18 protein-coding genes are annotated in these 24,695 nt (G+C 55.5%); 10 read left to right on the forward strand and 8 right to left on the reverse strand.

The genetic code is table 11. The annotated features are described in order from the left end of the window. Positions 1 to 607: 607 nt before the first annotated feature. A complete protein-coding gene (locus tag ACOTX5_RS18655) occupies positions 608 to 2,638 on the reverse strand; it encodes an alpha-amylase (protein WP_045911883.1) in 2,031 nt (676 codons plus the stop codon). 314 nt (positions 2,639 to 2,952) lie between these two features. Here ACOTX5_RS18655 and ACOTX5_RS18660 point away from each other — a divergent pair, with 314 nt between their 5' ends. Then, a complete protein-coding gene (locus ACOTX5_RS18660; protein WP_023295596.1) occupies positions 2,953 to 3,777 on the forward strand; it encodes a protein bax in 825 nt (274 codons plus the stop codon). Between the two features lie 35 nt (positions 3,778 to 3,812). Here ACOTX5_RS18660 and xylR read toward each other — a convergent pair whose 3' ends face one another. The 4 genes from xylR to xylF form a co-directional block, all read right to left on the reverse strand. Next, positions 3,813 to 4,991 (reverse strand): D-xylose utilization transcriptional activator XylR, encoded by a 1,179-nt coding sequence (gene xylR / locus ACOTX5_RS18665; protein WP_003860152.1) that lies wholly within the window; start codon positions 4,989 to 4,991, stop codon positions 3,813 to 3,815. 33 nt (positions 4,992 to 5,024) lie between these two features. Beyond that, a complete protein-coding gene (xylH, locus tag ACOTX5_RS18670; protein WP_017693799.1) occupies positions 5,025 to 6,206 on the reverse strand; it encodes a xylose ABC transporter permease XylH in 1,182 nt (393 codons plus the stop codon). Next, positions 6,184 to 7,725 carry a xylose ABC transporter ATP-binding protein gene (locus tag ACOTX5_RS18675; RefSeq protein ID WP_015572746.1) on the reverse strand — a complete coding sequence of 514 codons (1,542 nt, stop codon included), beginning with the start codon at positions 7,723 to 7,725 and terminating at the stop codon, positions 6,184 to 6,186. Before ACOTX5_RS18675 ends, xylH begins: the two co-directional genes overlap by 23 nt. A gap of 72 nt (positions 7,726 to 7,797) precedes the next feature. Continuing rightward, positions 7,798 to 8,790, reverse strand: coding sequence for a D-xylose ABC transporter substrate-binding protein (xylF, locus tag ACOTX5_RS18680; protein WP_006808602.1), 993 nt, complete (start codon positions 8,788 to 8,790; stop codon positions 7,798 to 7,800). Positions 8,791 to 9,161: 371 nt separating this feature from the next. Between xylF and xylA the strand changes: the two genes are divergently transcribed. Together xylA and xylB are read left to right on the forward strand one after the other, a co-directional pair. Next, positions 9,162 to 10,484, forward strand: a complete 1,323-nt coding sequence (gene xylA, locus ACOTX5_RS18685; RefSeq protein WP_026080557.1) for a xylose isomerase — start codon at positions 9,162 to 9,164, stop codon at positions 10,482 to 10,484. Between the two features lie 59 nt (positions 10,485 to 10,543). After that, on the forward strand, positions 10,544 to 11,998 hold the full coding sequence (gene xylB, locus ACOTX5_RS18690) for a xylulokinase (protein ID WP_045911884.1): 1,455 nt from the start codon (positions 10,544 to 10,546) through the stop codon (positions 11,996 to 11,998). A gap of 52 nt (positions 11,999 to 12,050) precedes the next feature. On the opposite strand, the gene ACOTX5_RS18695 is transcribed toward xylB, so the two are convergent. Continuing rightward, positions 12,051 to 13,046 (reverse strand): acyltransferase, encoded by a 996-nt coding sequence (locus tag ACOTX5_RS18695; protein WP_045911885.1) that lies wholly within the window; start codon positions 13,044 to 13,046, stop codon positions 12,051 to 12,053. Positions 13,047 to 13,230: 184 nt separating this feature from the next. Between ACOTX5_RS18695 and ACOTX5_RS18700 the strand changes: the two genes are divergently transcribed. The 3 genes from ACOTX5_RS18700 to glyS all read left to right on the forward strand — a co-directional run bounded on the left by ACOTX5_RS18700 (position 13,231) and on the right by glyS (position 16,687). Then, positions 13,231 to 13,536, forward strand: a complete 306-nt coding sequence (locus ACOTX5_RS18700) for a YsaB family lipoprotein (RefSeq protein WP_017693801.1) — start codon at positions 13,231 to 13,233, stop codon at positions 13,534 to 13,536. A gap of 160 nt (positions 13,537 to 13,696) precedes the next feature. Then, a complete protein-coding gene (gene glyQ / locus ACOTX5_RS18705; protein ID WP_003860141.1) occupies positions 13,697 to 14,608 on the forward strand; it encodes a glycine--tRNA ligase subunit alpha in 912 nt (303 codons plus the stop codon). Between the two features lie 9 nt (positions 14,609 to 14,617). After that, complete coding sequence (gene glyS, locus ACOTX5_RS18710; RefSeq protein WP_032620459.1) at positions 14,618 to 16,687, forward strand: glycine--tRNA ligase subunit beta; 2,070 nt, start codon at positions 14,618 to 14,620, stop codon at positions 16,685 to 16,687. A 183-nt stretch (positions 16,688 to 16,870) separates the two neighbouring features. Here glyS and fadA read toward each other — a convergent pair whose 3' ends face one another. Both fadA and fadB read right to left on the reverse strand, forming a co-directional pair. Then, positions 16,871 to 18,034: an acetyl-CoA C-acyltransferase FadA gene (gene fadA, locus ACOTX5_RS18715; RefSeq protein ID WP_000416981.1), complete on the reverse strand. Its 1,164-nt coding sequence runs from the start codon at positions 18,032 to 18,034 to the stop codon at positions 16,871 to 16,873. 9 nt (positions 18,035 to 18,043) lie between these two features. Then, a complete protein-coding gene (fadB, locus tag ACOTX5_RS18720) occupies positions 18,044 to 20,233 on the reverse strand; it encodes a fatty acid oxidation complex subunit alpha FadB (RefSeq protein WP_023304605.1) in 2,190 nt (729 codons plus the stop codon). Between the two features lie 190 nt (positions 20,234 to 20,423). On the opposite strand from fadB, the gene pepQ reads away from it, so the two are divergent. Genes pepQ through hemG form a run of 4 tightly spaced genes read left to right on the forward strand, consistent with a single transcriptional unit; the run spans position 20,424 to position 24,418 of the window. Next, positions 20,424 to 21,755: a Xaa-Pro dipeptidase gene (pepQ, locus tag ACOTX5_RS18725; RefSeq protein WP_017382602.1), complete on the forward strand. Its 1,332-nt coding sequence runs from the start codon at positions 20,424 to 20,426 to the stop codon at positions 21,753 to 21,755. Next, the gene (locus tag ACOTX5_RS18730) at positions 21,755 to 22,369 is read left to right on the forward strand and encodes an IMPACT family protein (protein WP_047726943.1); all 615 of its coding nucleotides are present in this window, start codon (positions 21,755 to 21,757) and stop codon (positions 22,367 to 22,369) included. The genes pepQ and ACOTX5_RS18730 overlap by 1 nt, the downstream gene beginning before the upstream one ends. Before the next feature lie 41 nt (positions 22,370 to 22,410). After that, positions 22,411 to 23,862 carry a Trk system potassium transporter TrkH gene (trkH, locus tag ACOTX5_RS18735; protein WP_006808591.1) on the forward strand — a complete coding sequence of 484 codons (1,452 nt, stop codon included), beginning with the start codon at positions 22,411 to 22,413 and terminating at the stop codon, positions 23,860 to 23,862. Positions 23,863 to 23,872: 10 nt separating this feature from the next. Next, positions 23,873 to 24,418, forward strand: coding sequence for a menaquinone-dependent protoporphyrinogen IX dehydrogenase (gene hemG / locus ACOTX5_RS18740; RefSeq protein ID WP_032669011.1), 546 nt, complete (start codon positions 23,873 to 23,875; stop codon positions 24,416 to 24,418). Positions 24,419 to 24,695 lie beyond the last annotated feature (277 nt).

Raw genomic sequence — 24,695 nt, forward strand, 5'->3', positions numbered from 1 at the left:
GCTTAATATGAAAGGCAGTAACCATAACGCCAGCACCGTGTTGGTGCAAATCGGCGGATGTGGTCGGATTTGTTGTTTTATGTGGCGGGTTTGTATTTGTGTGGTGAATTGTTCTGGTGAATGCCCCTCACCCCGGCCCTCTCCCCCTGAGGCTGAGAGTTCCCCACAAAATAATGCCTGCACAGACGGCCCCCTCTCCCTTGAGGGAGAGGGCTGGGGTGAGGGGGAACATACGGCTCTGGTGGTCATTCCGTTCACGTTATGCTCCTTGCTACTCTGTCACGACATAACCGGTGAACGTGCCAGGGTGGCTCAGTCGCCACCACCCTGGCGACCCTGGCTTCCGGCGGTAAATCGCCGCTTCGCGGTGCCTTCGGCTTATTCCTTCCGGCTTATCGGGGACGGGCGGAGGTAACATCCCTGTAAAGCCCGCCCTCTCGGCGCATCCCTGCGCCTCGCCCCGGCCTACAGGAAACGCCTCAGCGATTTACAGCCGGACCGAGGCATCGCTGAAAGCCCTCAGTTATTCTGAGGCAACGTTATAGCTTTTGCTTTCAAATTACTGGGGATCCCTCAGCCCCTGGGGAGAGGGTTAGGGTGAGGGGGTCTATTGATTACCCGCCCACACCACCATCACCTTATCGCCCTTGTGCTCGCGCACAAAGCCGTAGCCTTCTTTCATCGACAGCGTTGTTTGCTTGCCTTCACCCACCGCCGGATGACGGGCGCGGAACTGCCCCAGAAGCTGCCAGTGGGCGACAGTTAACGCCTGTTTACCCGTGACGTCCTGCCAGTTCATATCCGAACGGGTTCCCTGTAGCGGATCGGAGCCCGTCGGGCCGAATGGACGCTCTGATTCATCGCCGTAATAGATCTGGACGCTTCCCGGTGCCAGCAGCAGTAACTCAGCGGCGCGCTGGCCCCCTTCACGGAACAGACGAGTATCATGGGAGGAGAGATAGCTCAGCACATTAAAACTTTGCAGCTTTTCTGCCATTTGCTGCCAGGTCAAATCCATATCGGCCAGACAGTCCACCGCTTTCGCCGCCTGCTCCTGATAGTCAAAGTTGATCATCGCATCGAAACCGTGGCGGTAATAATCGCTCTGCATCACGCCGTGGCCCCAGGATTCACCGGTCATCCAGAATGGCGCATTGTCGAGTTTTTTGTCCGGGTTGGCGGCTTTCCACGCGGCCAGCGCCTGGCTGGCCTGGTTTTTCAGTTGCTGCCAGGCTTCAGGCTCAACGTGCTTAGCGGTATCGACCCGGAAGCCGTCGATGCCGTAGTCACGTACCCACTGGCTGAGCCAGTGAGTCAGGTAATCTCGCGGCGTGAAATTCGTCATCACTTTCGCGTTGGTATCGGGCTTGTGTTGATAAAAGTTCGGCAAACCTGACGGGATCTTAGATTCCGTTTTCAGATCAGGCAGGAAGGCCAGCGACATGGTCAGATCGTCAAAGCCCGGGTTGTCGTAATCACCGATATCGGTACGGATCCATTTTTTACCCCACCATTTTTCCCATGCGGCTTTGTCACTGAAGTTGATGTAATCGTTGAAGCTGTGCCAGCTTTGACCCGCGCCTGGCTTCCAGTCAGACCAGCGCTCGCCGAGGGTTTTTTTCAGCTCATCGCCCTGCAAATAGAGCGCGCCAAACTGATACTCTTGCATATCTGCAAGCGTCGCATAACCCGCGTGGTTCATGACAATGTCAAACAGGACGCGGATACCGCGCCTGTGCGCGTCGTCGACAAGCTGGCGTAAATCATCTTCGCTGCCCATGTTGGCGTCGAGTTTCGTCCAGTCCTGAGTGTAATAGCCGTGATAGGCGTAGTGGGGGAAATCCCCTTTGGTGCCGCCGCCAACCCAGCCGTGGATTTGCTCCAGCGGTGAGCTTATCCAGAGCGCATTCACGCCCAGTTGCTGAAGGTAATCCAGTTTGCTGGTAAGCCCTTTCAGATCGCCGCCGTGGAAAGTACCAATCTCCTGCATACCGTCTTTATGGCGGCCATAGCTGTTGTCGTTGGTGGGGTCGCCATTTACGAAGCGATCGGTCAGCACGAAATAGACGGTGGCGTTTTGCCAGCTGAATGGCGCGGGTTTGTCCGTCTCGGCGCGCTCAAGCAGCAGCAGGCCATTGCTGTTGGCGGCTGGCTGAAGAATTACTTTGCCGTTTTGAACGGTCGCGGTCTGTTTGCTGTAAAAATCACGCACCACCGTGCCTTCCGGAAAGGTGTTAACGACATCGATCGTGAGCGGTTTGCCGTCCCACTTCGGGCACTGGCGGGTAACGTTTGCGACAGGCTGTGGCGCCGCACTTTGTACCGTCAACATCAGCGTCGGCGTTCCCGAGCGCGTATCAATACGCATCTGATAAACGCCGTCACGGAATAACCGCCACTGCGGTGGGGTCCCTTCGCAGGGTTTGAGCGACAGCATCTCGTTGAGCTTAATGGCACCTGTCGGCTGCCAGCACGCGTTATCAAGACTCAACGTCAGCGGGCGGGTACCCTTCGCAAGCGTTGCCTGGCTGGTAAAGACGCCGGTACCTTCAGCGCTAAACGCGTTAAATCCCGGCGATGACCAGTCGGCATGCGCGAATGCGGGTAACATCAGAACAGCTAATGCAGTGCGTTTCATTCCATTTTCCTGTCGCGGCATTTTTGACCAGTGTGCCACTCGGCTCAGGGGAAAAACTCCTCCTCTGAGGCTTTCTGCCAGGAGGACGCGAAGGGATGAGTGATCCCGCGCAAAATTAGGCAGTTATCTGCGATATCGCGCACATTTTTCTAGTGCTGGTGATTTAATGAGCATGTTCCGGATGACATAGTTTCGGAATTGGACTATTTGTATACGTGCTCTTGAGGACTATTTTTGGTATGATTTGAGATTCCGCTCTCAAATTTTTGAAGAAAATAAGGTGTTGGAATGTTTATATCCGACCAGGAGACCTAATGATATCGACTCCCATTCGACGATATGGGGCCGCGATACTCATGTTACTCACCATGGCATTTTCAGGTGAGGTGCTTGCAAAGACGCACGCGGATACAACGAGTAAGAAAGCCCACGTAATAAAGACGACAAGCAGTAAGGTTAGCAGTAAACAAGAGTATTCTCGCAATAGTGCAAAGAGTAGTTCACTTCCTGATTTGCGAAAATACCCTTCCGGGACACCAAGGAAAAAAGCGTTTCTCCGGACGGTAATGCCTTACATTAAAAGTCAAAATGCCGCGATTACTGCGGATCGTAACTGGCTGATCTCCAAACAGTACGATAGCCGCTGGTCGCCGTCTGAGCGCACTCGCCTGAAAGACATCGCCAAACGCTATAAAGTGAAGTGGAGCGGGAACACGCGTCGTGTGCCGTGGAATACTCTGTTAGAGCGTGTGGACATTATTCCAGGCAGTATGGTCGCGACAATGGCCGCCGCCGAAAGCGGTTGGGGCACCTCGAAGCTGGCACGCAACAACAACAATCTGTTTGGCATGAAATGCGCAAAAGGTCGTTGTACTAATGCACCCGGCAAGGTGAAGGGCTATTCACAGTTTGAATCGGTGAAAGATTCCGTGAATGCCTATGTGGTGAACCTGAACACCCACCCGGCCTACTCCTCGTTCCGTAAGTCACGCGCTCAGCTGCGTAAGGCGGATCAGGAAGTAACGGCTACGGCGATGATCCACAAGCTGAAAGGTTATTCCACTCAGGGACAGCGTTATAACAATTACCTGTTCTCCATGTACCAGGATAACCAGCGTCTGATTGCCGCACATATGTAATGAAAAACGCCTTCCACTGGAAGGCGTTCTTTTTTCTAGAGCAGGACTTCACTGTACCGTTCCCGGTACTCCTTCGGCGTGGTGTCATACTCTTTTCTGAACACCGAATAGAAATACTGAAGCGACGGATAGCCGCACATCTGTGAAATCTCGTTGATCGACAGCGAGGTGGAGATCAGCAGACTGCGCGCTTTCTCCAGCTTTTCCGCATGGATCACGGCGTGAATCGTCTCACCGACTTCCTCTTTGAACCGCTTCTCCAGATTCGAACGTGAAATGCCGACCGAATCGAGCACCTGATCGACCTTAATCCCTTTGCAGGCATGATTGCGAATGTAGTGCATCGCCTGAATCACGGCCGGATCGTTTAAGGAGCGGTAGTCAGTTGAGCGACGCTCGACCACGCGAACGGGCGGAACCAGCAGACGCTGGAGCGGCAGGGATTCGTTGTCTAACAGTCTGTGCAGCAGCTTTGCGGCCTGATAGCCCATCTGACGGGTACCCTGAGCCACGGATGAGAGCGCCACGCGCGACAGATAGCGCGTAAGCTCTTCGTTATCAATACCAATCACGCACAGCTTTTCAGGCACCGGAATATGCAAATGTTCGCACACCTGTAATACGTGGCGGGCGCGGGCGTCCGTCACGGCGATAATCCCTGTCTGGGGCGGCAGAGTTTGCAGCCAGTCAGCCAGGCGATTTTGTGCGTGCTGCCAGTTTTCTGGCGCGGTTTCCAGCCCCTGATAAACGACGCCGCGATACTTCTCCTGGGCAACCAGCTGGCAGAAGGCATATTCACGCTCCATCGCCCAGCGCTTTCCGCTGGTGGCGGGCAATCCGTAAAACGCAAAACGATGTACGCCTTTCTCCTTTAAATGGAGGAAGGCGGTCTCGACCAGAGCATGGTTATCCGTGGCGATATAGTGAACGGGGGGGTAATGTTCCGGTGTATGGTAAGAGCCGCCAACGCCCACGATAGGCACGTCGACGCCACTCAGCAACTGTTCAATCACGGGGTCGTCAAAGTCAGCGATGACCCCATCTCCCAGCCAGTCTTTGATGTTCTCCAGACGGGTACGAAAATCTTCTTCGATGAAAATATCCCATTCGGATTGCGACGCCTGCAAATATTCGCCAACCCCTTCAACCACCTGCCGGTCATAGGCTTTGTTGGCATTGAATAACAACGTAATGCGGTGACGCTTTTCAAACATGGCTCATTTCCCAAATTAGTCACGATAGTGTTATCAGGCGCGCCGCTTGGTGGCAGAGTCCATCCAGACTGCCAGCAAAAGAATGGCACCCTTGACGATATACTGCCAAAACGTCGGCACGTCCATCATACTCATCCCGTTATCCAGCGAAGCCATAATAAATGCGCCCATCACCGCCCCCGCCACGCTGCCAATGCCCCCGGCGAGGCTGGTCCCGCCAATCACGCAGGCGGCGATGGCGTCCAGCTCGGCAATGTTACCCGCAGACGGGGAGCCCGCCCCCAGTCGCGAACTGAGGATCAGCCCCGCGATGGCCACCATCAGGCCGTTGATGGCAAAGACGGCGAGTTTGGTGCGTTCTACGTTGATACCAGATAAACGCGCGGCTTCCAGATTGCCGCCGATGGCATAAATACGGCGACCGAATGCGGTACGTGTGGCCATAAACATCCCACCTAACAGCAACAGCGCCAGCAGCAGAACGGGCGTTGGGACACCGCGATAATCGTTTAACAGCCAGATGGCCCCCAGCACAATCACCGCAGTAAGCGCCTGACGGCCGACAACCGAGGTTGAGGCAGGCGAGGTCAGCCCCAGCGCCTGGCGACGCATGCGTCCTCGCCATTGCCACGCGACAAACGCCATCAGCCCAACCACGCCGATCGTAAAACCGACGCCATCAGAGAGGTAGCTTTGGCCAATCTGGGACATCGAGGCGCTGGTCGGGGAGACGGTGGTGCCGTTGGTGATCCCAATCAGAATGCCGCGGAAGGCCAGCATCCCCGCTAAGGTGACGATAAACGACGGGACTTTACGGTAGGCCACCCACCAGCCATTCCACGCCCCCAGCAGCAGACCCAGCACCAGCGTGACCGCAATCGTCAGCGGCAGCGGCCAGCCTAGCCAGACGTCAAAAATTGCCGCCACGCCGCCGAGCAGACCCATCATCGACCCTACCGACAGGTCAATTTCTGCTGAGATAATCACAAAGACCATCCCCACCGCCAGGATCCCGGTGATGGCGGTCTGACGCAGCAGGTTAGAGACGTTACGTGCGCTTAAATAGGAGCCATCGGTCATCCAGGTAAAGAACAACATGATCACGATAATGGCGGCAATCATTACAAAAACTTGCAGATTCAGCGATTTAAGTCCTGCGAACGCACCGGGCGTCGGAACAGCGACTTTAATATCAGACGGGTTGCTTTTCGACATGGCGTTCGCTCCTTAAGGCAGCTTCCATCACCTGCTCTTGCGTCAGGTTTTGGTTGTTCAGGTTGGCTTTGAGTTTCCCTTCATGCATGACCAGCACGCGGTCGCTCAGCCCCAGCACTTCAGGCAATTCGGACGAGATAACAATGACGGCAATCCCTTGCTGTACAAGCTGGTTGATCAACTTGTAGATTTCATACTTCGCGCCGATATCGATCCCGCGGGTGGGTTCGTCCAGAATTAAAATGCGCGGATTAAGCAGCAGGCAGCGCGCCAGAATCGCTTTCTGCTGGTTGCCGCCGCTCAGGCGTCCTATCGCCAGCTCCGGCGAGGAGGTTTTCACCTTGAGCCGGGCAAGCGACTGGAGAATACACTGCTGTTCTGCGGCATCATCCAGGCTGCTCAGCGCGCCGGAAAACTGGCTGAGCGCCGCCAGCGTGATATTTTTTCCCACCGCCATTACCGGCACGATGCCGTCTTTTTTGCGGTCTTCTGGCACCATGGCAATGCCCTTAGCAATAGCCTGCTGGCAGTTGTCGATTTTTACCGGCTGACCGTCGATATAAATTTTGCCTTCCCAGCGCCCCGGCCAGACGCCAAAGAGACACTGCACGGCCTCGGTTCTTCCCGCACCCACTAAACCCGCAATGCCGAGAATTTCGCCGCGGTGCAGCGAGAAGGAGAGGTTATCCACGCGCTTGATATGGCGGTTAACGGGATGCCACGCCGTCAGGTTTTCCACGCGCAGGAGCTCTTCGCCGATGGTGTGCGGTTCGTTGGGATACAGCGCGGTGAGTTCGCGACCCACCATCATGGTGATGATGTCATCCTCGCTCATGCCTTCTGCTTCACGCGTGCCGATGTGCTGCCCGTCGCGGATGACGCAGATGGTGTCGGAAATGGCTTTCACCTCATTGAGCTTGTGCGAAATATAGATGCAGGCGATACCGTGGTTTTGCAGATCGCGGATGATATTGAGCAGTACGGCGGTTTCCTGTTCGGTGAGTGAGGCGGTTGGTTCGTCGAGGATCAGCAGGCGCACCTGTTTGTTCAGCGCCTTGGCGATCTCGACCAGCTGCTGCTGGCCTAAACCTAAGTCGCCCACGCGCGTATCCGGTGAGATAGCCAGGCTCACCTGAGCCAGCAGTTTTTCGCAGCGCAGCGTCATGGTGTCGTAATCCAGTACGCCGTGGCGTGAGAGTTCGGCACCGAGAAAGATATTTTCCAGCACGGTAAGGTGCTTCACCAGCGCCAGCTCCTGGTGAATGATAGCGATGCCTTTACGTTCGGTATCGCGAATGTGCGTGGCCTGGAGCACCTCACCGGCAAAAACGATTTCGCCCTCGTAGCTGCCGTGCGGGTAGATCCCGCACAACACTTTCATCAGCGTGGATTTTCCCGAGCCATTTTCGCCGCACAGCGACATCACTTCGCCGGGATTCAGCCGCAGGCTTACGTTATCGACTGCTTTCACCGCTCCGAAGGCTTTGGTGATGCTTTTCATTTCAAGTAAATAAGACATAACTGCTCCGCATAGCCCAACAGATGAACAGGGCAGGTCAATGCGCCCCTGCCGGGCAGGGGCTGCGCTGGATTACAGTTCACTCTTCTTATGGAAACCGTCTTTCACCACGGTGGCGTCAATATTCTCTTTGTTGACTTCGATAGGGGTAAGCAGGCGAGCAGGTACGTCTTTCAGGCCGTTATTTAACGTCGCGTCTGCTTTAGGTTGCTGGCCATTGCCCAGCTCAACGGCAATTTCGGCGGCCGTATTGGCAAGCTCGGTAATGGGCTTATACACCGTCATGGTCTGGGTACCCGCGATGATGCGTTTTACACCCGCAAGGTCGGCGTCCTGGCCGGAAATAGCGACTTTCCCGGCCAGACCCTGCGCGCTCAGCGCCTGAATGGCGCCACCCGCAGTGGCATCGTTAGAGGCCACCACCGCATCGATTTTGTTGTTATTTGCGGTCAACGCGTTTTCCATAATTTTCAGCGCGTTTTCCGGTAACCAACCGTCAGCCCACTGGTCGCCGACGACTTTAATTTTGCCCTCGTCGATATACGGCTTCAGCACTTTCATTTGTCCCTGGCGGAACAGTTTGGCGTTGTTATCCACAGGCGAGCCGCCCATCAGGAAATAATTCCCCTGAGGCACTTTTGCGACCAGGCTTTTAGCCTGTAATTCACCCACCTTTTCATTGTCGAACGAAATATAATAATCAATATCGGCATTATTAATCATGCGGTCATAAGCCAGGACTTTTATCCCTTCCTGTTTCGCTTCTTTCACCACGTTGCTTAATACCTGGCCGTTATACGGGATAATGACCAGCACATCGACGCCACGGTTGATCATATTCTCGATTTGCGACATTTGCGTCTCTTCGTTGCCGTTAGCGGACTGAACGAACACCTCCGCGCCGAGAGATTCCGCTTTTTTAACAAAGATATCGCGATCTTTTTGCCAGCGCTCCAGGCGTAAGTCATCAATCGCCATGCCGATTTTGACCTCTTTGGCGTGTCCGGCAAAGCTTGCAAGCAGGAGAGTAGTGCAGAGCGTTAGGGTCAGGTTCTTTATCTTCATAATTATTAGGCCTTTTTGTAGGGGTATGTGTAGCTGAGATAAAAGAAACGTTCACTGCTGAGACGCAGCAAATTTTTAACGTGGAAAGGCCTGCTGGCAATTACAGATTTTTATCTTCTCATTACGATATTTGGTTTATTTCTGAATTTATGACCGCGATCGGATTTTAAAAAGCGTAACCTATTAATTACATTTGATTCTGGAATGCGCGCCGAAAAATAGTTTGTCTGCGCATTATTTTGCGAGCCAGCGCACAATTGCGCATTATCTCAATAGCAGTGTGAAATAACGTAATTGAGCAACCTCCAATGTCTATTCACTATTACTCCAGAAGCAAGACCACGCCGCATACCCTGATTATGGAGCTCAATATGCAAGCTTATTTCGACCAACTCGATCGCGTTCGTTTCGAAGGCACGAAAACGACCAATCCTTTAGCATTTCGTCACTACAACCCGGATGAGCTGGTGCTGGGTAAGCGCATGGAAGATCACTTGCGCTTTGCCGCCTGCTACTGGCACACCTTCTGCTGGAACGGTGCCGATATGTTCGGCGTGGGCTCTTTTGACCGTCCATGGCAACAGCCGGGCGAGGCCATTGAGCTGGCGAAGCGTAAAGCCGACGTCGCGTTCGAGTTCTTCCATAAGCTGAACGTGCCGTACTACTGTTTCCACGATGTGGACGTGTCGCCGGAAGGGGCATCGCTGAAAGAGTATCTGAACAATTTCGCGCAGATGGTCGACGTACTGGCTGAAAAACAGCAGCAAAGCGGCGTGAAGCTGCTCTGGGGTACGGCTAACTGCTTTACCAATCCTCGCTATGGCGCGGGTGCGGCAACCAACCCGGACCCGGAAGTCTTCAGCTGGGCGGCAACCCAGGTCGTGACCGCGATGAACGCCACGCATCAGCTGGGCGGTGAGAACTATGTACTCTGGGGCGGTCGTGAAGGCTATGAAACGCTGCTGAATACCGACCTGCGTCAGGAGCGTGAGCAGATTGGTCGCTTTATGCAGATGGTTGTGGACCACAAACACAAAATCGGTTTCCGCGGTACGCTGCTGATTGAGCCAAAACCACAGGAGCCAACCAAACATCAGTATGATTATGATGTCGCCACCGTGTATGGCTTCCTGAAGCAGTTTGGTCTGGAAAAAGAGATCAAAGTGAATATTGAGGCTAACCACGCTACCCTGGCGGGCCACTCGTTCCATCACGAAATTGCCTCTGCGATTGCACTGGGCATCTTCGGCTCTGTCGATGCTAACCGTGGTGATCCACAGCTGGGCTGGGATACCGACCAGTTCCCGAACAGCGTGGAAGAGAATGCGCTGGTGATGTACGAGATCATCAAAGCGGGCGGTTTCACCACCGGCGGCCTGAACTTCGACGCCAAAGTGCGTCGCCAGAGCACCGACAAATACGATCTGTTCTACGGGCATATTGGCGCGATGGACACCATGGCGCTGGCGCTGAAAGTAGCGGCCCGTATGATTGAAGACGGTGAGCTGGATAAGCGCGTGGCGAAGCGCTACAGCGGCTGGAACAGTGAGCTGGGCCAGCAAATTTTGAAAGGTCAGTTATCGCTTGCGGAGATCGCGAAGTACGCTGAACAGCATCAGCTTGCGCCGCAGCATCAGAGCGGCCATCAGGAGCTGCTGGAAAACCTGGTCAATCACTACCTGTTCGATAAATAACAGCATCCAGGCCCGGTAAGCGCAGCGCCACCGGGCATTTTCGTCAAAGGAGCCACCACATGTATATCGGGATCGATCTTGGCACGTCGGGGGTGAAAGCCATCCTGTTAAGCGAGCAGGGCGATGTATTAGCCACGCAGACTGAAAAGTTGCAGGTTTCACGTCCGTATCCGCTTTGGTCGGAACAAGATCCGGAGCAGTGGTGGCAGGCGACAGAGCGTGCGATGAAAGCCTTAGGCGAGCAGCATAGCCTGCGCGACGTGAAAGCGCTGGGCATTGCCGGGCAAATGCATGGCGCAACGTTACTGGATAGTCAGCATCGCGTTCTGCGCCCGGCTATTCTCTGGAACGATGGCCGCTGTGCGGAAGAGTGCGCGATCCTTGAGGAGCGTGTGCCTGCATCCCGTGAAATTACGGGCAACCTGATGATGCCCGGTTTTACCGCGCCAAAACTCCTGTGGGTGCAGCGCCATGAGCCTGAGATTTTTCGTCAGGTGGCGAAGGTTCTGTTGCCGAAAGACTACCTGCGTTTTCGCATGACAGGGGATTTTGCCAGCGACATGTCTGACGCCGCGGGCACGATGTGGCTCGACGTGGCGAAACGGGACTGGAGCGAGGCGATGCTGGATGCCTGCCAGCTGACGCGCGACCATATGCCTGCGCTGTTTGAAGGCAGTGAAATCACGGGGGCTTTACAGCCTTCTGTTGCTGAACGCTGGAACATGCCAGCCGTACCTGTCGTCGCCGGCGGCGGCGATAATGCGGCGGGTGCGGTCGGCGTGGGGATGGTCGAGGCAGGGCAGGCCATGCTCTCACTCGGTACCTCCGGCGTCTATTTTGCCGTCAGTGACGGGTATCGTAGCAACCCTGGAAGCGCCGTACACAGCTTCTGCCACGCGTTGCCGGGTAAATGGCATTTGATGTCGGTGATGCTGAGCGCGGCTTCCTGCCTCGACTGGGCGGCAAAGCTAACCGGAATGGCGGACGTCCCGGCGCTTATCACAGCGGCACAGCAGGCAGATGATAATGCCGGTGCGGTCTGGTTTTTACCGTACCTTTCCGGCGAGCGGACGCCGCATAACAACCCGGAAGCGAAAGGGGTGTTCTTCGGTCTTACCTATCAGCACGGCCCGGCAGAGCTTGCGCGCGCGGTGCTTGAAGGCGTTGGCTATGCTCTGGCGGACGGAATGGATGTCGTGCATGACTGTGGACTGACGCCATCCAGCATTACGTTAATTGGCGGCGGTGCACGAAGCAGCTACTGGCGGCAAATGCTTTCCGATATCAGCGGGTTGCAGCTGGACTATCGTACGGGAGGCGATGTCGGCCCGGCGCTCGGTGCGGCACGGCTGGCGCAAATTGCGCTGAACCCGGATAAACCACTGCACCAGCTTTTGCCCCAGCTGCCGCTTGAACGGCAGCATCGTACTGATGCGAAAAATCATGCTCGCTATGCTGAAAGACGAGACGTGTTCCGCAAAATCTATCAGCAGCTTTTGCCGCTAATGTCATAAACAGGAGCCGGGTGGCGCTAATGCTTACCCGGCCTACCAGCCTTCAACCGGGTTAGCTTACAAACCTGCGCGTATCGATTCTTTGCAGCAACATTGACAGCAGCAGGCTGACAACCAGCGTAACGGTAAATATCCAGACAATATCCAGCACCGGCCAGCTTTTAAGCTCAACGCCGCGGGTGCGCAGGGCGTGGATCACCAGCGCGTGAAAACCGTAAATGCCCAGCGAGTGGCGAGAGATAAACCCCAGCACCGGAAGCGGGCGGGCATTCAGGGTGTTTTTAACCAGCGTCAGCAGAGAGATCGCGCAGATAAAGACCATCGGCCCGCAGTAGAGATACCAGGTATCGGCAAAGTTGCCGCGCCATTGCAGCTCATGCAGCGTCCCGCGAGAGATAATAAACACACCGACGAGAAACGCGGCCGCGCATAGCCAGTTTATTCCTCGCTTTTGCGTCTCCAACATGCCAATGGCGCGCCCCAGCATGCCGTACAGCACGTAATAAAACGTATCCCCGGTGATATAAAGGTTAACGGGCAGCCATTCAAAGCCATCAATTTTCTGTGAAACGGTATTCGGGTTGGCCACGATCCCGATTATTACCATCAAGGCCAGCAGCATTTTACCGCTGACGTTTTTTACCTGAATTAACGGTGACACCAGATAGATAACGATTATCGCGAAGAAAAACCACAGATGATAGAACACCGGTTTTTGCAACAAATTGAGCAGAGAACGTTCAGCGTTAATTGAAGTGAACAGGATGATATAGAGCAGCGAAATGGCGCTGTAAAACAGCAGACAGGAGACAATACGGATGAAATGTCTTGGCTGCGCGCTACGCTCGCCAAAAAAGAGAAAACCGGAAATCATAAAGAACAGCGGGACGCTCACGCGGGAGGCCGAGTTCAGAATATTGGCGACATCCCAGTTAACAGGGCTGATACTGTGCGCGTTCGTGACATACCAGGTCGTTGTGTGGATCATCACCACCATCAGACAGGCTATTCCCCGCAGGTTATCAATCCAGTTAATTTTTGACTGCATCAGTTCCTCTGTATTCCTGATAAAAAAAGTGTGACTGCGATTGTGTAAAACTTTTCCCTTGGAAAATTCTGAGTTTAGCCAGGCTAACTTGTAGGGAGCTGGCGAGATTCGCAGAATGACGGACTTTAATCTATAAACGTGTTGCTACTAAAAATAACAGCCACTGACCAGGGCGGTAATAAAAATGATGATGAAGCGTGGGGTGTCACTCTTTCTGCTGCTCTTATTAACAGGATGCAGTGCTTCTGAGGAGATACCTGTCCAAAAAGCGCAGCAGGGGAAAATGAGCCCGGAGCGTTCCCTGAATATGGAACAGCTGTGCAGGGATCAGGCGGCTCACCGCTATAATTCCGAAGCACAGAAAATTCATATAAACGGCTTCGAGCGCTTTCAGGGCAGCTATGAACTGAAAGGCTATACGGCGCGTAAAGAGGGCTTTGTCTGCTCTTTTGATGCAGACGGCCAGTTTTTACATCTCTCAATGCGTTAAATTGCTCGTATAAGCAGCAACCAGAGCCTTCGCAGGTTTTGGCTGTAGGGCTTATTCCCCAATTTTCCCTAAACAACCCCGTTTCGTACTGTATATCTTGCAGCCAGCGGGTATACTGATCCCTTCCATTTAAAACCACACGTATCCAGCACGAAATACTATGCAAAAGTTTGATACCAAGACCTTCCAGGGCCTGATCCTGACCTTACAGGATTACTGGGCTCGTCAGGGCTGCACCATTGTTCAACCTTTGGACATGGAAGTTGGCGCAGGCACCTCACACCCGATGACCAGCCTGCGCGCGTTAGGGCCAGAGCCAATGGCGACCGCCTATGTGCAGCCATCCCGTCGTCCGACCGATGGCCGTTACGGCGAAAACCCGAACCGTTTGCAGCACTACTATCAGTTCCAGGTGGTGATTAAGCCATCACCCGACAACATTCAGGAACTGTACCTCGGGTCACTGAAAGAGCTGGGTATGGATCCAACCATTCACGACATTCGTTTCGTGGAAGATAACTGGGAAAACCCAACGCTGGGTGCCTGGGGTCTGGGTTGGGAAGTGTGGCTGAACGGCATGGAAGTGACCCAGTTCACTTACTTCCAGCAGGTTGGCGGTCTGGAATGTAAACCGATTACCGGCGAAATCACCTATGGTCTGGAACGTCTGGCCATGTACATTCAGGGCGTAGACAGCGTTTACGACCTGGTCTGGAGCGACGGCCCGCTGGGTAAAACCACCTACGGCGACGTGTTCCATCAGAACGAAGTGGAGCAATCCACCTATAACTTCGAATACGCGGACGTGGACTTCCTGTTCACCTGCTTCGAGCAGTACGAGAAAGAAGCCCAGCAGCTGCTGGCGCTGGAGACTCCGCTGCCGCTGCCTGCCTACGAGCGTATTCTGAAGGCTGCCCACAGCTTCAACCTGCTGGATGCCCGCAAAGCGATCTCCGTGACTGAACGTCAGCGCTACATTCTGCGTATTCGTACCCTGACCAAAGCCGTTGCAGAAGCTTACTACGCGTCCCGTGAAGCCCTTGGCTTCCCGATGTGCAACCGAAACAAATAAGAGGCGGCCATGTCTGAGAAAACTTTCCTGGTGGAAATCGGCACTGAAGAGCTGCCACCAAAAGCCCTGCGCAGCCTGGCTGAATCTTTCGCTGCGAACGTCACTGCTGAGCTGGATAACGCTGGCCTGGCGCACGGTAAAATTGAGTGGTTTGCTGCGCCGCGTCGTCTGGCGCTGAAAGTGGCAAACCTGGCGGCGTCCCAGCCGGATCGCGAAGTTGAAAAACGTGGCCCGGCCATTGCTCAGGCGTTCGACGCGGAAGGCAAGCCGAGCAAAGCGGCAGAAGGCTGGGCGCGCGGCTGCGGCATCACCGTTGATCAGGCTGAGCGTCTGACCACCGACAAAGGTGAATGGCTGCTGTACCGTGCCCATGTGAAAGGCGAAAGCGCCGAAGCGCTGCTGCCTGACATGATCGCGACCTCGCTGGCAAAATTGCCGATTCCTAAGCTGATGCGCTGGGGCGCGTCCGACGTACACTTTGTGCGTCCGGTTCACACCGTGACCCTGCTGCTGGGCGATACCGTTATCCCGGCGACCATTCTGGGCGTGGCGTCCGATCGCGTGATCCGCGGCCATCGCTTTATGGGCGAGTCGGAGTTCACTATCGACAATGCTGACCAGTACCCGCAGATCCTGCTGGAGCGCGGCAAGGTCATTGCTGACTACGAACAGCGTAAAGCCAAAATCAAAGCGGACGCAGAAGACGCGGCGCGCAAAATTGGCGGTAATGCCGATCTGAGCGACAGCCTGCTGGAAGAGGTGACTTCGCTGGTCGAATGGCCGGTTGTACTGACCGCGAAATTCGAAGAGAAATTCCTGGCCGTTCCGGCAGAAGCGCTGGTTTACACCATGAAGGGTGACCAGAAGTACTTCCCGGTTTACGCCAACGACGGCAAGCTGCTGCCAAACTTCATCTTCGTGGCGAACATCGAATCGAAAGATCCGAGCCAGATTATCTCCGGTAACGAGAAAGTGGTGCGTCCGCGTCTGGCGGATGCCGAGTTCTTCTTCAATACCGACCGTAAAAAACGTCTGGAAGACAACCTGCCGCGTCTGCAAACCGTACTGTTCCAGCAGCAGCTGGGTACGCTACGCGACAAGACCGACCGTATCGCGGAGCTGTCCGGCTGGATTGCCCGTGAAATTGGCGCCGACGTTAACCACGCTACCCGTGCGGGCCTGCTCTCCAAGTGCGACCTGATGACCAACATGGTGTTCGAATTTACCGACACCCAGGGCGTGATGGGCATGCACTACGCGCGTCACGATGGCGAAGCGGAAGACGTGGCGGTAGCCCTGAACGAGCAGTATCAGCCGCGCTTTGCCGGTGACGATCTGCCGTCTAACCCGGTTGCCTGCGCCGTGGCGATTGCCGATAAGATGGACACCCTGGCGGGTATCTTCGGTATCGGTCAGCATCCGAAAGGCGACAAAGACCCGTTCGCGCTGCGTCGTGCTGCGCTGGGCGTGCTGCGAATCATCGTAGAGAAGAACCTCAACCTCGATCTGCAAACGCTGACCGAAGAAGCGGTACGTCTGTACGGCGATAAGCTGACCAACGTGAAGGTTGTGGATGATGTTATCGACTTTATGCTCGGTCGTTTCCGCGCGTGGTATCAGGACGAAGGTTACTCCGTTGATACCATTCAGGCGGTGCTGGCGCGTCGTCCGACCCGTCCGGCAGATTTCGATGCGCGTATGAAAGCGGTATCCCACTTCCGTACGCTGGAAGCGGCGTCTGCGCTGGCCGCGGCCAACAAGCGTGTATCCAACATCCTCGCGAAATCCGACGAGACGCTGAACGAGCGCGTCAACGCTGCAACCCTGAAAGAGCCGGAAGAGATTTCTCTGGCGATGCAGGTTGTGGTGCTGCGCGACAAGCTGGAGCCGTATTTCGCGGAAGGTCGCTACCAGGAAGCGCTGGTGGAGCTGGCGGAGCTGCGTGACGTCATCGACGCCTTCTTCGAGAAGGTGATGGTGAACGTGGAAGATAAAGAGCTGCGGATTAACCGTCTATCGATGCTTGAGAAACTGCGTGAGCTGTTCCTGCGCGTGGCGGATATTTCGCTGCTGCAATAACGTAAAAAACCCGCCCCTGACAGGCGGGAAGAACGGCAACTAAACTGTCTCTCTTCGCCAATGGCGCCATAACTGCGTTGGCTGCGCTCGTTCACCCGAATCACTTACTAATGTAAGCTCATCGGGATTCGCTCGCTTGCCGCCTTGTTCTGACGTCATTGGCTTTGAGATACTTTTCCTTATTTACACCCTCTCAAACACCGTCGCGATACCCTGACCCAACCCAATACACATCGTTGCCAGTCCGAACTGGGCATCTTTGCGTTCCATCAGGTTAATCAGCGTGGTACTGATACGCGCCCCGGAACAGCCCAGCGGGTGACCGAGGGCGATCGCGCCGCCGTTGAGGTTAATCTTCTCGTCGATCTGATCCATCAGCCCCAGATCTTTAATGCACGGCAGGATCTGCGCGGCGAACGCTTCGTTCATCTCAAAGAGATCGATATCACTTGCGCTCAGCCCCGCTTTTTTCAGCGCCAGTTTTGATGCCGGAACCGGGCCGTAGCCCATGATGGAAGGATCGCAGCCCACGACTGCCATCGAACGCACGCGGGCGCGTGGCGTCAGGCCTAATTCGCGGGCGCGGCTCTCGCTCATCACCAGCATCGCGGCGGCACCGTCGGACAGGGCAGACGAGGTGCCCGCCGTTACCGTACCGGTGACCGGATCAAACGCCGGACGCAGGGTAGAAAGCGCTTCAACGGTTGTTTCAGGACGGATAACTTCGTCGTAGCTGAACTGCTTCAGTACGCCGTCTGCGTCGTGACCGCCGGTTGGGATGATCTCATTCTTAAAGGCACCAGACTGCGTGGCGGCCCAGGCGCGGGCATGCGAGCGCGCGGCAAACGCATCCTGCATCTCACGGCTGATGCCGTGCAGACGGGAGAGCATCTCGGCGGTCAGACCCATCATACCGGCGGCTTTCGCCACGTTGCGGCTCATGCCTGGATGGAAATCGACCCCGTGGCTCATTGGCACGTGGCCCATGTGCTCCACGCCGCCCACCAGACAGGCCTGCGCATCGCCGGTCATGATCATCCGCGCCGCGTCGTGCAGCGCCTGCATCGACGAACCGCAAAGACGGTTGACGGTGACGGCCGGAACCGAATGCGGGATCTCCGCCAGCAGGGACGCGTTACGGGCGATGTTAAAGCCCTGCTCCAGCGTCTGCTGCACGCAGCCCCAGTAAATATCGTCCAGCGCTGCTGGGTCCAGCGCCGGGTTACGCGCCAGCAGGCTACGCATCAGGTGCGCGGAGAGATCTTCCGCCCGCACGTTACGGAATGCGCCGCCTTTTGAACGGCCCATCGGGGTGCGAATCGCATCAACAATGACAACCTTTTCCATTGTGACTCCTTAAGCCGTTTTCAGTGCGCCAACCGGACGGGCTGGCTCAACTGCTGGATAGTAGGGTTCGTTATGGCGCGCTTTGTTACGCAGCCCTTCCGGCACCTCATAAAGCGGACCGAGGTGCTGGTACTGCTGTGCCATATCGAGATAGCGGGCGCTGCCGAGCGTATCCAGCCAGCGGAACGCGCCGCCGTGGAACGGAGGGAAGCCGAGGCCGTATACCAGCGCCATATCCGCTTCTGCCGGGCTGGCGATAATGCCTTCTTCGAGGCAGCGCACCACTTCGTTGATCATCGGGATCATCATCCGGGCGATGATCTCATCGTCGGTGAAGTCGCGTTTCGGCTGACTGACGTCGGCCAGCAGGCCATCCACCGCCGGATCTTCTTCTTTTTTCGGTTTGCCTTTGCTGTCTTCTTTATAGCGCCAGAAGCCCAGACCGTTTTTCTGACCAAAGCGGTTGGCGTCGAACAGGGCGTCAATGGCGTCGCGATAGTCTTTCTGCATGCGCTGCGGGAAGCCCGTCGCCATCACCGCCTGCGCGTGATGGGCAGTGTCGATGCCGACAACGTCCAGCAGATACGCCGGGCCCATCGGCCAGCCGAACTGTTTTTCCATCACCTTGTCGATTTTGCGGAAGTCTGCGCCGTCGCGCAGCAGCTGGCTGAAACCGGCGAAGTACGGGAACAGCACGCGGTTAACGAAGAAGCCCGGGCAGTCGTTAACCACGATCGGCGTTTTGCCCATCTTGCTCGCCCACGCCACCACTTTGGCGATGGTTTCGTCGGAGGTTTTTTCCCCACGGATCACTTCAACCAGCGGCATGCGATGCACCGGGTTAAAGAAGTGCATCCCGCAGAAGTTTTCCGGACGCTTCAGCACGCTCGCCAGTTCGCTGATAGGAATGGTGGAGGTGTTAGAGGCCAGCACGGTTTCCGGACGCACCTTGTCTTCGGTTTCGGCCAGTACCGCTTTTTTCACTTTCGGGTTCTCGACGACCGCTTCAACCACCACGTCCACACGGTCGAAACCGCTGTATTCCAGCACTGGCTGGATGGTGGAGATCACGCCTGCCAGCTTCAGACCGTCAATTTTGCCGCGCTCAAGCTGTTTATTCAGCAGCTTGGCCGCTTCGGTCATGCCCAGCGTCAGGGATTTCTCGTTGATGTCCTTCATCACCACCGGCACGCCTTTCCAGGCAGACTGGTAGGCGATGCCGCCACCCATAATGCCCGCGCCGAGTACCGCCGCGTGTTTTGGCGTTTCAACGTTTTTGGTAAGTTGTTTGGCTTTGCCCTTCACGAACTGATCGTTAAGGAAGATACCAACCAGCGCGCGGGCTTCGTTGGTGTGCGCCAGCGGGACAAAGCTCTGGTTTTCCAGCTTCAGGGCGTCATCACGGCCCAGACGGGCTGCCGCTTCAATGGTTTTCACCGCCGTGATCGGCGCCGGGTAGTGTTTACCCGCCGTCTGCATCACCATGCCTTTGGCGATGGTGAAGCTCATGGTGGCTTCAATTTTGCTGAGCTTCAACGGCTCCAGTTTCGGCTGACGTTTGGCTTTCCAGTCGAGATCGCCGTTAATCGCCTGACGCAGAATGGCGATAGCACCCTCAATCAGTTTTTCAGGCTTAACCACGCCGTCCACCAGGCCGATTTTCTGCGCCTGTTCTGCGCCGACATCTTTACCCGCGGCAATGATCTCCAGCGCGCTGTCGGCACCCAGCATGCGCGGCATACGCACGGAACCGCCAAAGCCCGGCATGATGCCCAGCTTGGTTTCCGGCAGGCCGATGCGCAGGTCCGGCGTCGCCAGACGGTAGTCGGTCGCCAGCACGCACTCGCAGCCACCGCCCAGCGCGTAGCCGTTAACGGCGGAAAGGGTCGGGACAGGCAGATCTTCCAGACGATTAAAAACGCTGTTGGCAAAGTGCAGCCACTGGCTCAGCTGTTCTTCGGGCACCAGGAACAGCGACAGGAATTCGGTGATATCCGCGCCAACGATAAAGGCCGCTTTGTTGGAGCGCAGCAGCAGCCCCTTTAAATCTGATTGCTTTTCAAGTACATCCAGCGCCTGGCCAAGACTGGCCACCGTCGCGGTATCAAGCTTGTTCACTGAGCCGGGGGCATCGAACACCAGTTCGGCAATGCCATCTTCCAGCCAGTCTACGTACAGGGTGTCGCCTTTGTAGAGCATGTCGGTCTCCTGAATCCAGCAATTGGATCTGGTCATACCAGATGAAACGGAGTGTGGAATTTATGTTAATAAAATGCAAATTAGTCATTAAGAAATTGCTGCGCTGATCACGGTCGGTGGAAATCACGCAGCCGCAGTGAGGTGTGCTAAGATGCGATGACTTGAGGTCAAAAAAACGAAAGGAAGAATGATGGACTCACTGGCTTCGCTTTATAAAAATCATATCGTTACCCTACAGGAACGTACCCGCGATGTACTGGCCCGCTTCAAGCTGGATGCCCTGCTGATCCACTCCGGCGAGCTGATGAATACTTTTCTTGATGACCATGCTTATCCCTTCAAGGTTAACCCGCAGTTTAAAGCCTGGGTGCCTGTCACGCAGGTTCCAAATTGCTGGCTGCTGGTGGATGGCGTGAACAAGCCGAAACTGTGGTTCTACCTGCCGGTCGATTACTGGCACAACGTGGAGCCGCTGCCGACCTCATTCTGGACCGAAGAAATTGACGTGATTGCGCTGCCAAAAGCAGACGGCATTGGCAGCCAGCTGCCAGCGGCGCGCGGCAACATCGGCTACATTGGTCCGGTTCCTGAGCGTGCGCTGGGTCTGGATATTCCGGCAGATAAACTCAACCCGAAAGGCGTGCTGGATTATCTGCACTACTATCGCGCCTACAAGACCGACTACGAACTTTACTGCATGCGTGAAGCGCAAAAAACGGCGGTGAATGGCCACCGTGCGGCGCACGAAGCGTTCCAGTCCGGTATGAGCGAGTTCGATATTAATCAGGCCTACCTGACGGCGACCGGCCACCGCGATACCGACGTGCCGTACAGCAACATCGTGGCGCTGAATGAACATGCCTCGGTCCTGCACTACACCAAACTGGATCATCAGGTTCCGGCTGAGATGCGCAGCTTCCTGCTGGACGCGGGGGCTGAGTACAATGGTTATGCGGCAGACCTGACCCGTACCTGGGCGGCGAATGCGGACACCGATTTTGCGCAATTGATCAAAGACGTGAACGACGAACAGCTGGCGCTGATTGGCACCATGAAGGCCGGAACCAGCTACGTGGATTATCACATCCAGTTCCATCAGCGCATCGCTAAACTGCTGCGTAAGCATCAGATTGTCAAAGACATGAGCGAAGAGGCGATGGTTGAGAACGATCTGACCGGGCCATTTATGCCGCATGGTATCGGTCACCCGCTGGGTTTGCAGGTTCATGACGTCGCGGGCTTTATGCAGGATGATACCGGTACGCACCTGGCGGCACCGTCTAAATATCCTTATCTGCGCTGCACCCGCGTTCTGGCGCCGCGTATGGTATTGACCATCGAGCCGGGCATCTACTTTATTGAATCCCTGCTGGCACCGTGGCGCGAAGGGCAATTCAGCAAGCACTTCAACTGGGAGAAAATTGAAGCGCTGAAGCCGTATGGCGGCATTCGTATCGAGGATAACGTGGTTATTCACGAGAACAGCATTGAGAACATGACGCGAGATCTGAAGCTGGCCTGATGGAAAGCTGGCTGATACCGGCCGAGCCGGTCACCTTTGTTGAGGAAACCAAGAAAAGCCGCTTTATCACGCTGCTGGCGCATACCGACGGCGTGGAGGCGGCGAAGGCGTTCGTCGAGTCCGTCCGCGCGCAGCACCCCGATGCCCGCCATCACTGTGTGGCGTGGGTCGCAGGGCCGCCAGACGACTCACAGCAGCTCGGGTTTTCTGACGACGGTGAACCGGCGGGTACGGCCGGAAAACCGATGCTATCCCAGTTGATGGGCAGCGGCGTGGGTGAAATCACCGCCGTCGTGGTCCGCTACTACGGGGGCATTTTGTTAGGCACCGGAGGGCTGGTTAAAGCCTACGGAGGTGGTGTCCAGCAGGCGCTTAATCTGCTGATAACAACCCGCAAAACGCCACTTACGGAATATACTTTGTTATGCGATTACGCCCAGCTATCGGGTATCGAAGCACTGCTTAAACAGTTTAACGGTGTCATCGCACACAGTGATTATCAGGCAATGGTGCAATTACGCGTGGCGCTTCCTCAGGCGGAACTGGCTGCTTTTTCAGCAAAACTCGCTGATTTTAGTCGCGGTTCATTGCAATTACTGCCGATTGAAGAATAATCCCCACCTCACAATTTTGAATACCTAAGGAAGCGGCAGAGATGCATTTTCGTGCCATTACCCGAATCGTTGGATTGCTGGTCATACTTTTCTCCGGGACAATGATCATTCCCGGACTGGTGGCGCTCATCTACCGGGACGGCGCGGGGCGTGCATTTACGCAAACCTTTTTTGTCGCGCTGACGATTGGCTCCCTGCTGTGGTGGCCAAACCGCCGTGAGAAAGGTGAACTGAAATCCCGGGAGGGGTTTCTGATTGTGGTCCTGTTCTGGACGGTACTGGGAAGCGTGGGTGCGCTGCCGTTTATCTTCTCCGAACAACCGAATCTCACCGTCACGGATGCGTTTTTTGAATCGTTCTCCGGATTAACGACCACCGGCGCCACCACGCTTGTGGGGCTGGATTCGCTCCCGCATGCGATTCTCTTTTACCGGCAGATGCTCCAGTGGTTCGGCGGTATGGGGATCATCGTCCTGGCGGTAGCTATCCTGCCGATTCTGGGCGTCGGGGGGATGCAGCTCTACCGGGCAGAGATGCCCGGCCCGCTGAAAGATAACAAGATGCGCCCACGTATTGCGGAGACGGCGAAAACCCTGTGGCTTATCTATGTCCTGCTGACGGTGGCCTGCGCGCTGGCGCTGTGGTTTGCCGGGATGCCTGCGTTTGATGCCATCGGGCACAGCTTTGCGACTATTGCTATCGGCGGGTTCTCCACCCACGATGCCAGCGTCGGCTACTTCGACAGCCCGACAATCAATACCATCATTGCCATCTTTCTGCTGATTTCAGGCTGTAACTACGGTCTACACTTCTCGTTGCTTAGCGGACGGAGCCTGAAGGTGTACTGGCGCGACCCGGAATTCCGGATGTTTATTGGCGTCCAGCTGACCCTGGTGGTTATCTGTACCCTGGTACTGTGGTTCCACGATGTTTATAACTCGGCGGTCACGACCCTGAACCAGGCCTTCTTCCAGGTGGTATCGATGGCGACAACCGCTGGTTTCACCACGGACAGTATTGCGCGTTGGCCACTGTTCCTGCCGGTGCTGCTGCTGTGCTCTGCGTTTATCGGCGGTTGCGCCGGGTCAACGGGCGGCGGTCTGAAGGTGATCCGCATTCTGCTGCTGTTCAAGCAGGGGAACCGTGAGCTGAAACGTCTGGTCCACCCGAATGCGGTTTACAGTATTAAGCTGGGGAACCGCGCGCTGCCGGAGCGCATCCTCGAAGCGGTGTGGGGATTCTTCTCCGCTTATGCGCTGGTCTTTATTGTCAGTATGCTGGCGATTATCGCCACGGGCGTGGATGATTTCTCTGCCTTCGCCTCTGTGGTGGCAACGTTAAACAACCTGGGGCCGGGGCTGGGCGTCGTGGCGGATAACTTCGCCAGTATGAACCCGGTGGCGAAGTGGATCTTAATCGCCAATATGCTGTTTGGGCGTCTTGAGGTCTTTACGCTGCTGGTGCTGTTTACCCCAACATTCTGGCGTGAGTAAGGAGACATTGGTGAAAACGTTAATTCTTTTCTCAACGCGTGACGGACAAACGCGTGAGATTGCTTCATATCTGGCTTCTGAACTCAAAGAGCTGGGCATTTATTCTGATGTGGTGAACCTGAATCGCACAGAGCAGATTGCCTGGCAAGATTACGACCGCGTGGTCATTGGCGCTTCAATTCGTTACGGCCATTTCCATCCGGCGCTGGATCGCTTTGTGAAAAAGCATACGGCGGAGCTTTCTCAGCTGCCTGGCGCGTTTTACTCGGTCAACCTGGTTGCCCGTAAAGCGGAGAAGCGTACGCCGCAGACCAACAGCTATACGCGCAAGTTTTTGCTAAGTTCGCCATGGCAGCCCGATATCTGTTCTGTCTTTGCTGGCGCGCTGCGTTACCCGCGTTACCGCTGGTATGACCGCTTTATGATCCGCCTGATCATGAAAATGACGGGCGGGGAAACGGATACGCGTAAAGAAGTGGTTTATACGGACTGGGCCCAGGTCGCCAGTTTTGCCCGTGAAATTGCGCGTTTAACGGACGATGCGCGGGATAAATAAGCGTTGAGTTTGAAAAGTGAGCGAACGAAATTTTTTTTGTATTTAGTGCTTGTCACTTCAGAAGAACTCCCTATAATGCGCCTCCACTGACACGGAACAACGGCACGCAAGCCGCCGGTCAGCAGAGAAAAGCAAAACAAACGCTTGACTCTGAAGCGGGAAAGCGTAATATACGCCACCTCGCGACAGAGCGCTGAAGCGCGTCGCAACTGCTCTTTAACAATTTATCAGACAATCTGTGTGGGCACTCAAAGTGACATGGATTCTTAATGTCCTC

This window comes from Enterobacter cloacae complex sp. IR5441, from assembly GCF_049238215.1.
Taxonomy (GTDB): domain Bacteria; phylum Pseudomonadota; class Gammaproteobacteria; order Enterobacterales; family Enterobacteriaceae; genus Enterobacter; species Enterobacter hormaechei_C.